Annotated in this window: 14 protein-coding genes; 5 read left to right on the forward strand and 9 right to left on the reverse strand. The window is 36.6% G+C overall.

The genetic code is table 11. From position 1 onward, the window contains the following. Nucleotides 1-264 precede the first annotated feature (264 nt). Nucleotides 265-717 carry a VOC family protein gene (locus LIV57_RS08855; protein ID WP_227942327.1) on the forward strand — a complete coding sequence of 151 codons (453 nt, stop codon included), beginning with the start codon at nucleotides 265-267 and terminating at the stop codon, nucleotides 715-717. Nucleotides 718-797: 80 nt separating this feature from the next. On the opposite strand, the gene LIV57_RS08860 is transcribed toward LIV57_RS08855, so the two are convergent. The 3 genes from LIV57_RS08860 to LIV57_RS08870 are packed head-to-tail and all read right to left on the reverse strand — an operon-like array spanning nucleotide 798 to nucleotide 5,161. Then, entirely contained in the window at nucleotides 798-2,141 is a 1,344-nt protein-coding gene (locus LIV57_RS08860; RefSeq protein WP_227942328.1) for an SWIM zinc finger family protein, read from the reverse strand. Nucleotides 2,142-2,144: 3 nt separating this feature from the next. Next, entirely contained in the window at nucleotides 2,145-4,841 is a 2,697-nt protein-coding gene (locus LIV57_RS08865) for a DUF6493 family protein (RefSeq protein WP_227942329.1), read from the reverse strand. A 5-nt stretch (nucleotides 4,842-4,846) separates the two neighbouring features. Further along, a complete protein-coding gene (locus tag LIV57_RS08870) occupies nucleotides 4,847-5,161 on the reverse strand; it encodes a hypothetical protein (protein WP_227942330.1) in 315 nt (104 codons plus the stop codon). Nucleotides 5,162-5,845: 684 nt separating this feature from the next. Here LIV57_RS08870 and LIV57_RS08875 point away from each other — a divergent pair. From LIV57_RS08875 to LIV57_RS08890, 4 genes are read left to right on the forward strand one after another with little or no spacing between them, the layout of a single operon-like run. Beyond that, nucleotides 5,846-6,271, forward strand: a complete 426-nt coding sequence (locus tag LIV57_RS08875) for a MarR family winged helix-turn-helix transcriptional regulator (RefSeq protein ID WP_202843587.1) — start codon at nucleotides 5,846-5,848, stop codon at nucleotides 6,269-6,271. A 7-nt stretch (nucleotides 6,272-6,278) separates the two neighbouring features. Continuing rightward, the gene (locus LIV57_RS08880) at nucleotides 6,279-6,617 is read left to right on the forward strand and encodes a GIY-YIG nuclease family protein (protein ID WP_227942331.1); all 339 of its coding nucleotides are present in this window, start codon (nucleotides 6,279-6,281) and stop codon (nucleotides 6,615-6,617) included. A gap of 4 nt (nucleotides 6,618-6,621) precedes the next feature. Continuing rightward, the gene (locus LIV57_RS08885; RefSeq protein ID WP_202843591.1) at nucleotides 6,622-7,059 is read left to right on the forward strand and encodes a DUF1330 domain-containing protein; all 438 of its coding nucleotides are present in this window, start codon (nucleotides 6,622-6,624) and stop codon (nucleotides 7,057-7,059) included. Then, entirely contained in the window at nucleotides 7,060-7,944 is an 885-nt protein-coding gene (locus tag LIV57_RS08890) for an alpha/beta fold hydrolase (RefSeq protein ID WP_227942332.1), read from the forward strand. A 64-nt stretch (nucleotides 7,945-8,008) separates the two neighbouring features. Here the strand turns inward: LIV57_RS08890 and LIV57_RS08895 are convergent, their stop codons facing one another. From LIV57_RS08895 to LIV57_RS08920, 6 genes are all read right to left on the reverse strand, one after another. Further along, the gene (locus LIV57_RS08895) at nucleotides 8,009-8,560 is read right to left on the reverse strand and encodes an exonuclease domain-containing protein (protein ID WP_227942333.1); all 552 of its coding nucleotides are present in this window, start codon (nucleotides 8,558-8,560) and stop codon (nucleotides 8,009-8,011) included. Between the two features lie 113 nt (nucleotides 8,561-8,673). Beyond that, entirely contained in the window at nucleotides 8,674-9,216 is a 543-nt protein-coding gene (locus LIV57_RS08900) for a 3'-5' exonuclease (protein WP_202843597.1), read from the reverse strand. 98 nt (nucleotides 9,217-9,314) lie between these two features. Then, nucleotides 9,315-9,878 (reverse strand): metallophosphoesterase family protein, encoded by a 564-nt coding sequence (locus LIV57_RS08905; protein WP_227942334.1) that lies wholly within the window; start codon nucleotides 9,876-9,878, stop codon nucleotides 9,315-9,317. 193 nt (nucleotides 9,879-10,071) lie between these two features. Continuing rightward, complete coding sequence (locus tag LIV57_RS08910) at nucleotides 10,072-11,088, reverse strand: RNA ligase, Rnl2 family (RefSeq protein ID WP_227942335.1); 1,017 nt, start codon at nucleotides 11,086-11,088, stop codon at nucleotides 10,072-10,074. Nucleotides 11,089-11,093: 5 nt separating this feature from the next. Further along, nucleotides 11,094-11,657, reverse strand: a complete 564-nt coding sequence (locus LIV57_RS08915; RefSeq protein WP_227942336.1) for a DinB family protein — start codon at nucleotides 11,655-11,657, stop codon at nucleotides 11,094-11,096. Beyond that, nucleotides 11,657-12,028 carry a cyclic-phosphate processing receiver domain-containing protein gene (locus LIV57_RS08920; protein ID WP_227942337.1) on the reverse strand — a complete coding sequence of 124 codons (372 nt, stop codon included), beginning with the start codon at nucleotides 12,026-12,028 and terminating at the stop codon, nucleotides 11,657-11,659. Before LIV57_RS08920 ends, LIV57_RS08915 begins: the two co-directional genes overlap by 1 nt. Nucleotides 12,029-12,086: the final 58 nt, after the last annotated feature.

A 12,086-nucleotide genomic window follows, 5' to 3' on the forward strand; every position in this document is an offset into this window, starting at 1 on the left:
GCAGATTCAAAGTTTTGGTTAAAGCCGGATGAATGTGGCTGTTTATAAGGCGGGCTAAAGCCCACCTCTATTGAATAATGCTAAATAGATTTTTTTCCGCAAATTCCACAGATTTATACAGATGTTTGAGAAATACAACTGCATTCATCATTTCATCATTCATCATTATAAAATCCTTCTATCATTCGTTTTTATTAAAGAAATCATCTGTATTTAATTTTTCGCTAAGGCTTTTCTAGCTTTGCTATGATTAAAAATTAAGCTATGATTAAAGGAATATATGAAACCCATGTTCAGGTGAGCAATCTGGAAAATGCAATACAATTTTATACAGAAGTGCTGGGATTGAAACTTGCTCACAGAGATGAAACCAGGCCCATTGCTTTTTTATGGGTTGGAGAATGGAAAGAATTTATGCTCGGATTATGGGAGCAGAAGGAGAATCTTCAGACCAGACATTTTGCTTTTTCCTGCAGTAAGGAAGATATTTTGAATTATTCTATAGAGTTTCTTGAAAAAAAGAATTTAAAACCTTACAACTTCCTGAAAAACGGAAGTGCAGAGCCTATGGTATTTGCATGGATGCCTGCACTGGCTGTTTATTTTAATGATCCCGACGGAAACCAGCTTGAGTTTATTTCTGTTCTGGACGGTGAAGGGAGACCGGAATTAGGTGTACTCAGCTATGAAGAATGGATACAGCAGACTGGCCAATAATACAATTTTATAATACAGAGGCGTAGGATTTTTATGCCTCTGTATTATCAGCAAAATAATCGAATAAACATCAGCAACATTTAAGCATTGACCAGTTTTTTCACTGCCAGGACATGTTTACAGGGCCCTCTCTCACCCTGATATTTACTGAACCATTCACAAGTACAGCGTGCACGCTCATTTTCAATGATAACTGTGTGATGCACACCGGTTCCTTTTACTCTGGCTTCTGTTCTTGTTTTATGATGATTTAAAATTTCTACTTTTCCGTCTTCAATCAATCTTTCAGCATTTTTTATCCTGGGATTGAGTCCGATAATACGGCTTAATTTAAAAGGAAGCCTGCGATAGAAAAATTCCCTGTCATCAAGGTCGTAACCGAGTAATCCCATTGCAGCAAGCCTGCCGGTACTATTTTCAACTTTGTCAAAACTGATATTCTCTTCCAGAACAAGTGTGGCAGGATTGAAGGACTGGTTGGCATAGGCATATTTATCCAGGGCATCAATCCATTCGTCGGGAACATCCGAAATCAGGCTATCTAACACTGCGCCTTCCCCTGAGAAACCTCTCCAGCATTCTCTAGATAAAGAAAAACTGAAACGGATATTCCCCATACTGAGCTGCCATGTTACGGACTGCATATTGGCATGTGCAAATACCTGCATAGAATCAATATAAGGAAGAAGAGGCTCTAAAAGACGAAGCCTGTGAATTCCTCCTATACAAACAGAATCTGTAGATTGTACCGGAGAAAATATAGGTTTATTTCCGCGTACAATTAAGTAATAATCTGACTTTACCACTCCTTTCGGCATTCCTCTAAACAATTGCTGCGTCTGGATTCTATTGAAAGTGTAGCGTTTCACTGATTCTGATAAATAGACCTGAACGGTCCCCAATCCTTTGATCCATTTTACAGGCAATGGAACTTTTCTTTCTATTATTTTATTTTCTTCCTGATAAAGCCCAACTTCTTTTTGCCCTACAGAAAGCATAATTTTTCCATTCGGACGGATACTTCCCAAAGCATTTATCATAGGCTGATTGAAATCCACATTTGTTGTTCCGCTTTCAAGAAACTCACCATCCAATCCATCAGGCAGTACATCTACTCTGGCATACACTCCTGCACAATGAGAAAAGCCTTCAAATCGTACTCTTCCATTTCCTGCTGTCACTATAGGATCTTTAAGATGTGCCATCTGAAGCGGCGACAGATTAAAACTGGATTTCACAATGTTGGAAAGGGTGATCAGACATCGGGCCAAAATAAAGGGCTGCCCTACATTTCCCCAAAAGAAACAGGGAGCATCAGTATTTTTATATACCTCATTGTATTTGGCGAGGAACAGCTCTTCGAGCGCACCTGTCCTAACTAAAGAGGATGCACCTGAATAGTTGTAAATAAACGTATCTTCCATGATCTATTTTTTCAGGAGTAGATTACAGATTTTTTTAAGGCTGGAGTTTTCTTTCCAGTGGTTTAATTTTTCAAGTACTTCTTTAGGAACCAATGAATGATTCAATGCCAATACTTCATGGTAAATTTCCAGAATTCTTTTCAGATTGGTAACCGGTTCTTCCATTTGAAGTACAATATTGGTAATCAATTCCTCGAGAGCAGTATTATGATTTTTGCTTACATTCAGCATGTGATGCTGCATAAGATCTGTCAATCTTTTCACCGGCGCCCACTCCAGTTTTTCGTGCAGACCAATCACTCTTCCCAGCCTTGCGTTATCCATCATCTGACAGGAAACATGTTCAAGCCAGATTTCAGCAGCAGTTCCTCGGATGGTTTTATCACCATCCAGGAAAATAGTCCCAAGAAACAGATAACCAATTTCATCCAGAGGTTTCTTGATCTGATACAGTGTATTGGCAGTATTCAAAACAAGGTTTCTTTCAAAAACTTCTGCAATTCCTGAATAGAAAAGACAGTACTTGATAACTTTCGCCAGAGCATTGGCAGGCGTATTGGGAAAGCACAGCATCAGTGCAGGAATTTCATTAAGCTCTTTCTGCTCTGCTACAAAATATTCCAGGAACAAAGGTTCTTTTCTTTTTTCAAGATGATATTTTGGAATCGTAATATTCAACTCTACCGGATAGTATGAGTTTTTCTTATTGTCAATGGTCTTCCATTGGTAAGCCCCTGAAAAGAATTCCACAGGAATATTTTCATATCCGAAACTTCTGAATTCTTCAAAAACAGTGTCAGGTGAACGTGTAATTCCGGCTGTCATCCACCATGATGGGTGTATAAACTTGCCTTCCGGTTTTTCATTTTTACCAAAAAAGAAAAGCAGTAATTCTCTATATTCCCCTTTTAGTCTTTTCTCTGTTTCTGCAATAGCTTCTGAAGTATCATCCAAAGCACAGCGCTGCAGGGCCAGCTGAATATCCAGATGATGAGGCTCTGTATTATTATTCTGATAATTCTCCAGTCTCTCAACGAGAGTCACAGGGGAAATCCAGCATGGCGCATGGGTGATAGGAAATAACAAAGGCAGTTTATCCCCGGATTTTATTTTTTCAACAGCATATACAGCAATCTCTTTAAAAGCTTGTCTTGCAGGACAATCTGCTCCAACATCTTCTATCGGGCCCAGTTTCTTCTGATAATTGGAGTAAGACTCTCTTGTCATTTCTTCCTCCCTGGTTTTCTGATATATTTTTTCCAGATTCTTTAACTGAACCGGATATTTTTCCATTAAAGCCAGCCCATAATTGATAATAGCATTGCACAGCAAAACATTCAGATAAGGAACTTCCCATTTTGCAATGGTTTTACAGGCCTTTAAAAATACAGGTTCCATCAGTTTCACAGAATCTTCATCCACATCTCCGGCAAACCTGATAAATCCTGTCAAAGCAATATCACAATGATAGCTATACGGATCGTCCATTGCCAAAGGCAGATAGAACATCAGATCTTCAAAATTCTGAAGTACCTGCACTGCATTTTCATCTGCAGCCAGCAACCGTTTTTCAGAAGCTATAGCTTCCAGCTCCGGCTGTTTTTCTTCAATATATTTTACTAAAAGCGGACGTACATTCGTCAATATATTATCTGAATAGTGAGAAAGTGCCTCAATCATATTTTCTGAAGCCGGTATGTATTTAAGAATGATCTTTGCTGCTTTTGACTGTATGCCATCATCTTTATTAACAAATGCTGTACTTAAAGCCACTCCGAGCATATCCGGATCCACCTTCTTTCTCTGAAATATTTTTTCAGTAAGTCCGAGACTGGAAACCACCACTGTTTTTACTTCTGAGCTCAGCAAATTCGGAAGGTAATGCGAAAATTCTTCATTTTTAAATTCAGCAGCTCCAACAATTTTTTTCAGGTGGGATAATATCGTATTCACGGCTTTTGACTGTGAAGAAACAAGGCCTGCAAGCAGTTCATCCTGCAGATCAGATAATTCTTCTTCCGTTGGTTTTAATGATGTAAAAGCATCCATAAACCAGCCTGTGACATTTTTATTAAAGTTTCTGTTGGAAGCCAGAAGGCATTCTTTCAGGAATCTTTTTCTTTCAATTTTCTTCTCAGCAATGAGCTTTTGAACGATGGGAAACCATTCTTTACGGAAGGGTAAAGATTTGGAAGGAAATTCACATAAATACCAGAAATGTGTATTAAGTGTTTCAGGATAACGGTCAAGATCAGCCGGATAATTACTCAGGTGATGTCCCAATAATTCAGGTTTGGGCTGTACATATCCTTTCTCTGACCATCCTAAAATATCTTTATAATTGAAGGCTGTAAATTCTGCTTCAACCGATTCATTGATAAAGTCTGAAAACCAATCCGGGCATCCCCATTCCAATATCTGCTCGGTCTGTTCTGCATTGCGGAAAAGGCTCCAGTAATTTTTACCAAAATTCTTTTTGTCCATACATACAAAAGAAGCTATATCTATAATGGAATGCTGGTTCACAGATCCTGCCGTGTGGTAGGAGTTTTTAGTCATTACAATTTTACTGATCTCACGGTCCATTTTCTTGATAGAGGGTATCAGTGTTTTCCTTTCTTCAATGCTAAGCTCTTTTAGAAAGGGAATAATCTCATGTACTTTTTCCTCATTAAGGATCTCATAAAGTCTTTCTTTCATGGGCTTTAATTTGATGTATAAATTTGTTTCAGGTTATTCATTTTTTTCCATTCTTCAGGCAGTTTGATAAGAGCTTTCTCTGGTTCAAACCCATTATACTTTAACAGTTCATGATAGAGTCCGTACTTTTTGTTATTAAAAACCGTTTTCACAGCTGCTGAAAGAATGGAGGTCAGCAGTTTTCCTTTATATTTTTTAAAATGTTTTGAAGACCGTTTGTTAAAAAGGGTCTCAAAAGCTGTAACACAGGGAGTTTCATATTTATTAAACAGTCCTGAAGACAGAAATAAATAAGACCTCTCCATGAAAAGTAAATTCATCTTCATTTCAACATTTAAAATCATTTCAATCCTTCACTAGAACATTAATACACAGTATTTTATAACAGCAGTTTTTTCCTGTGAAAACAAAGTCTTTAAAACAGGAAGTCCTATATAAAATTGTCATCAGTCCATCATCTTAAAGATCCGGACAAAAATTGAATAAATTATTTAATAAAAAATGTTTTCAGGGATGTAACTTTTAAAGAATCCGATAGCAAAATCAAATGATATCTTGTCTATCCGGATTTTTTTGTACTGACGACCTGCTTTGCAGCCAAACAACAGTTTAAATATTTTACATCAAAACTTTCATTACCAAACATCAATTTATTCTCATTGGCTAAAATAAAAAAAAATGACTGACAGACAGTAAATTATCCCATAAAAGTGATTTTTTTAACAAATATTAAGTTAATAAAACAATAGTTGATAAAGCTCTCAGCACAATAAAAATAATTCCCTGTTTAAAGATATAAAATTAAAAAAAATAGCTAAAAGCTCTATATTGTGATATTTACACAACATTTGGTGTCTTATTTTTAGTATTGATGATGGCTTACAACAAAATTATCTTACCGTACCGATACGTTAATTTTATTTAAAATAATAAATAGAGGATAGCCATTCAATAAATTTTATATATTTGCAAAACAAAATACTTGACAACTCAAACACTTTTCAATGATAAGCACAGAATTATTACTTTTAATAAACATCAATAAACTACAGTCTGTAATTGCCAGAAAATTTGATTCTCTGAGTGTTCATGGCCTGGGATTCAACGACTTTGTTATTCTTTATGTGCTCTATTCTTCCTCTGAGAGCAGAATGAGGAGAATAGATCTTGCTGAAAGAATAGGTCTTACGGCATCGGGAGTCACCCGGTTATTGAATCCATTGGAAAAAATCGGACTGGTATCCAGAGAAAGCAACGAAAGAGATGCCCGCGTAAGTTATGTGGTCATCACTCCTAATGGTAAAAAGATATTTGAAGAAGCTAAGCTAAGCGCAGAAAATATTACTAAAGAAATTCTTTCTTCCAAAAAAGGTAAATCTCTACGCATGGTCAATGAGCTTTTATTTGATTTGGGAGGAAATATCCAATAATGAAAAGATGAAAAATGCATTAAAAAAACAACTAAGAGAAAAAGCAAAAGACCATACAACAACAATGGGAGTTCTTGCTGTTACTAACAAATTAAATGGTAAACAATATGTTCAGGCTTCTTTACATCTGGAAGCGCTGGTGAATAAGATGAAATTTCTGCTAAACGGAGGCATGTTTACAAATCCTCAGTTACAGAAGGAATGGACAGAATCGGGAAGTGATTATTTTACCTTTGAGTTTGCAGTTGTTGTTCCGGATCAGAACAATGAATTTATCAACTACCGAAAAGAGGTTCAAAAGGCTGAACAGTCTTATATTTCCGGACTCACTACAGGATTATATTAAAGTGATGTCAAAAAAATATCTATCTCCAACTTTTGAGGCAGGTAAACATCTGTTTACTAAAAATATAGAAGGAGCCATTATTAACCTCAATCTGATCAGATTAAAAAAAGAAGCAGATTATTCAGACTATCCGGATCTGAAGCCCAATGAAAAATCAAGCGGTTTGGATGCCTATCTTACCTATATCAGGGAAACCGAACCTTATTTAAAGGAAAGCGGCGGAGAAATTTTGTTTATTGGAAAAGGAGATCAGTTTCTGATAGGTCCTGAAAGTGAATATTGGGATCTGTGCCTCTTAATCAAACAAAAAAGTGTTAATGATTTTTTTGGTTTCGAAAAAAATGAAGCTTATATGAAAATAATGGGTCACAGAATGGCTGCAGTAGAGGATTCAAGGCTTTTACCATTGGAAGAAATAGTATTAAATACACAAAGGGATTAAATGAAAACAGTCAAAATGAATGAGGTGGAATTATGCTATGAGGTATTGGGTGAGAAAAATCCGGATACCATTGTATTGATTTCCGGATTGGGAAGTCAGATGATCTGTTGGGATCATACATTCTGTGATCTGTTGGTTGAAAAAGGATTCAGAGTTATTCGGTTTGATAACAGAGATTCGGGGAGTTCTGTTTTTAATTCGAAAAGGGAAATACCTTCTGACAAAAGCATTGAAGAGATTTTTGCGAAGCTCAGTAAAGAAGGGATTCCTTATTCTTTAATGGATATGGCGGATGATGTTATCGGTCTTCTTAATCATTTAAATATTGAAAAAGCTCATATTGCAGGACGTTCCATGGGAGGAATTATTGCACAGCTTTTAGGTTCCTATTATCCTGAAAGAGTTTTATCATTGACGATCATCATGTCTACTTCTATGAATCCTTCCCTTCCCAAGCCTGATCCGGAAGTGATGGCTATGTTGACACGGGTGTCTGCTGATCCTATTCTTCAGAAAGAAGAATATCTGAGAGAAAAGATCCATTTTGCAAAGAAAATATCGGGCTCTGGATATGTTTTTGATTCGAATCAGGAAAAAGCTTTGCTTGAAGAGGAACTTATACGCTCCAGAACCAAAAACGGAATCATCCGCCAGCTTTTAGCAATGGGTTCCTTTCAGTATAATCCTGAAGTGTTGAAGAAAATAACTGCTCCGGCTTTAATCATTCATGGAACAGACGATCTGATCTTTCATCCTGATTGCGGAAAAGATATTGCGGATTCTATTCCGGGTGCCGAATGGCTTCTTATTGAAGGGATGGGACATTCTATTCCGAGGAAGCTTTATGTCTTCATCATTGCAAGAATCTTTGATTTAACAAAATAAAAAAAGACTGCCTCATCATTTTGAGGCAGTCTTCATTTTTAAATATCTGTTTCTATTTCAGTATTTAATAATTCTTCAGGCACCAATGCAGAATCTTTGCAATGTTTTTGGCGTCATCTACTCCTCTGTGATGGGTACCTTCTAAAGTCATACCTAATTCGCCCAAAGCTCTGTTCATTCCGACACTTTTCCTGATGGTAGGATGAATTTCACCAAATAATGTCTTCACATTGATGTGATCATCACTCATGGGATAATCTGTGTAGAATCTTCTTGCCTGGTTTTGAAGCATATCCAGATCATAGTTTCCATAGCTTGCCCATGTCAGTTCTTCGGAATCATATTCTGCCCTCAGGATATCGAAAGCATCATCCAGCATAATGCCTTCATGATCCAGCATATTTTGGGTAATAGTAGTCAATTCCGTACAGAACGGACTCACTTTTGAATACTGGGGTTTTACTAAAATTCCTTCATTTTTAGAGATCTTACCCGTTTTTGCATTCATGATGCATACTCCGATTTCAATGATCTCACTTTCCTGACCTCTTGGCGGCCGGTTTTTCCAACATGTTGCTTCGAGGTCTACTATTAATATATTTTCTGTTGTTTTCACTTGTTTAAAATTTAATTGTTAAAGATTGGAAGAGAGATGCAGAAAGAGGAAAGTTTTAATAGTATCTCATTTACTTTCAGCCTCCAGCCTCTGTCCTCCAGCTTATTGACTATTTACAGAATCTTACTTAAAATTCTGGCTGTATTATAAGCATCGTCTGCTCCGCTGTGATGGGTGCCTTCAAAACTCATATTCAAATAACTTAAAGCTCTTTTAAGCCCTATTTGTTTATGTAATTTGAAATGTCTTTTAAATTCATGCATCACATTCATATAATTTTCTGAAAAAGGATTGGTTATCCCGAGCCAGTCACATTGTTCTATGATCTGCTCTCCGTCGAAGTTTCCATAACCTGCCCAGGTAAGCAGTACAGAATGGTATTGATCTCTGATTATTTCACAGGCTTCTTCGAAATAGATTCCTTTTTCTTCTATCAGTTGTGGGGTAATTCCTGTCAATTGTGTACAGAATCTGTTGATCTCTGACCGCTCCGGAATGACATAGATGCTTTGTTTCTGGGAAATCGCTTTTGATGTTAAGTTTAATTTGCAAATTCCTATTTCTATAATATCGACCTGCTGCCCAATGGGAATTCTGTCGTTTTCCCAGCATGTAGCTTCCAGATCGATAATGATTATCTCATTGGTTGTTTTCATGATTTTATTCTTAGAAATTAGAAGTTAGAAGTTAGAGGTTAGAATTTAGTTTGGTTTATACTTCTCATATCCTCAAGCTTCATTTTCATTGTTAATTGTTAATTCCTGGGAGCAAATGGAGGCGTCCATTTTTTTCTCTTCATTATTTCTTTAACTTCTTCGTAGGAAACCGGATAAAAATTGTGACAGTCTACCCCAACGTCAAAACTGAGTGCCATTTCATCATCCGGCAATGTTCCGTGCGAGTGACCGTATAATTGCCAGACCCCACGGTGGGAGCCATTCCAGGTACGCATGGCGTAATGGAAAAGAATGATTTTCTGTTTGCCATTATTTTGATCCGGTTCATCAATTCTCAGTTCGTGGTAATCTCTGATGGAAGCAAATCGTTTGGGATACGTTAAAGCAGCTCCTTCATGATTGCCTTTGATCAGATGGATATTACCATGTAAGCGATCTAGAATTTCTTTTGTAAAATCCGGTTTTCCTAAACTCATATCTCCTAAGTGGTATACCGTATCACCGGGCTCAATTTTCTCATTCCATCTTTTAATGAGTTCTTCATTCATATGGTCCAGAGATTCAAAAGGCCGCTCTGAAAATTTTATAATATTCTCATGACCAAAATGATGGTCTGCTGTAAAAAATATATTGGATTTCATTTTTTTAATTGTTTTTTCTTTTTTAAACCACCCCGTCAAAAATTCTATGAATTTTCGCCACCCCTCCAAAGGATGGGAATTGCCACACTTTTATGAGTCCTGTTTCTCTTTAATACAATGAAGTGTTTTTGTTCTTCTGACTTTGATGGTTGCTTATTATACATAAAAAAGTTTCGGTAAAAAATTACCGAAACTATACTTTGAGAGTCATCAACTCTTCTTTTATAAAATCAATGACTAAAGAATTCAACTTTTTGTTGATTCTTTTCTGCTCTTCTTTTTCAATAGCCGTAAAAGCTGCCGGGAAGTCTTTATCGAAGTCTTCTAAAATATCCTGCGCAAAAAGGCCAATCACTTTACCTATCATTTTAGGTTCGAATTCACCGATTTTGCTCACCACATTATTCAGTCTGTTGGCAGTAGCATATTGTTGAATTTCCTCCCAGATCTCCTGAGCTTTTTCACTGAAATGAACCTGTTTCTGAACAGTTTTTGCTTGTTTTTTAACCATTTTCGCTTTTTCGACCCATTTTTCATTCTTATTTTTCAGAATGATTCTTGCGCCGTTCCCAAAGTATTTCGTCTTCAAAGTTTTTACAATAGTTCCTTCACACCTATTGTTCTCTAATTCAGGTAGCCCAAGCCATGCCGGAATGTATGAATTGAAAACATTAGGGAATTTCAAAGCTTCTTCAAGACTTCCCTGAAACAAAATTTTAGCATAGAAAAATCCTGTCTCTTCAAAAATCTGATTGGCAAGGTCTGTATCCAGATAGGTGATTCCATTCAGTTTAATATCGAAAGCGTAAAATTCATTGTGAGGGGCATATTCAATACCTTTCTGTACTTTCACAGCATCTTTTACGGATTCTACTTCTTTATGCTGGTAACCGCCACCAAACAATTCACCGTAGATCACTACAGTTTCAACATCCGGGTGGATGGTTTTTACTTTCTGAAACACTTCTATTACATTATTTCTGTAGCGTTCCAAAACCTGATGGGCATTGAAAAATTTTTCATCTTTTTCGATGAAAGCAGTTCTCTTCGCGATTTTAATTTCCTTTCCGTCGGTAAAGAAAGAGAAATTAGCGCCGTGAACTTTTTCCTGTACGATGAAAACCTCATCCCCAAACCCCTGCATCCTGATCTGTTCGATCACTCGGGCCTGGTAAGCATTTTCTATAGCGTTATAGGTTTTAAAAATCATTTTGTTTAGTTTTTAATCATTTCTGATTCGTTTTTCTGCATCTGGGTAATATGTCTTTGAGCATGGAGTGACAGAAAATAAATATATTCATATACATTAATTTTCCCCAGTTCATTCACTGTCATTGTCGTTTTATACAAGAGTCCTTCGCCATTTTTCATTACTTCAAGATAGTGTACGCATTGAAGATATTGTTGGTTTATTAAGCTTCTTATTTCATCTAAGCTTAATTCTCCTTTCGGCTCCATATGTTCTGGTCTTATCCATTCAAAGGCACCGTGCTCCCCTACTTTGTCAAAAGTTTCTTTATTGAAACTGTAGTTTTTTATTTCAGATTCCAGATCAAGTTCTAAAGAATTCTTCATTGCTTTTTTGGACCCTTTTTCAATAAGGATGAGCAGATAAAAGTTAGTAAGATAAATGTGCTCTAAAATCTGCTGAATCGTCCAGCCTCCGTTTGAAGGCTGATGATTCAACGTTTTTTTATTTTTTTGAAACCATCCGTCTACATTATCAAATGTGAGCTTCAGATGTGCTTTTATATCTTCAATAAATCTAAAAATGTCCATTACAATTCTTTAAAGTTTTGCAGCAGGTTTAGGATATTTTCCTTTCCTACCGGATTCATGGAATGGCAATAGAATTCCGGAAGGTCCAGATAATTGTCCATGCAATATTCTATAAGCCATTTGGCGCAGTCGTATCCTGTTTTCTCAACAAATTCCTGAGAATTCTGTTTCAAATAGTGCTCGTCTGCAAGGTCATGGTCAAAAGATATCATTTCCGGGAGCCCTTTTTCCAAGATCCTGTTGACAAACTGTTCGTAATTCCGAACAATGTGCCAGTCGCTTCTGAGGAAAATATCCTGTTGGGTATAATGATAAGCCTCGATCGGATATCTTATATCATCCAGAAATAATAATCTTTTTGTTTTTTCCATGATTTAATTTTTATAAACTCTTTAAACTTCCAGCTCCCCACATCCCTCTTCCATCTTT

It is taken from the genome of Chryseobacterium sp. X308 (assembly GCF_020733145.1).
Lineage (GTDB): Bacteria > Bacteroidota > Bacteroidia > Flavobacteriales > Weeksellaceae > Chryseobacterium > Chryseobacterium cupriresistens.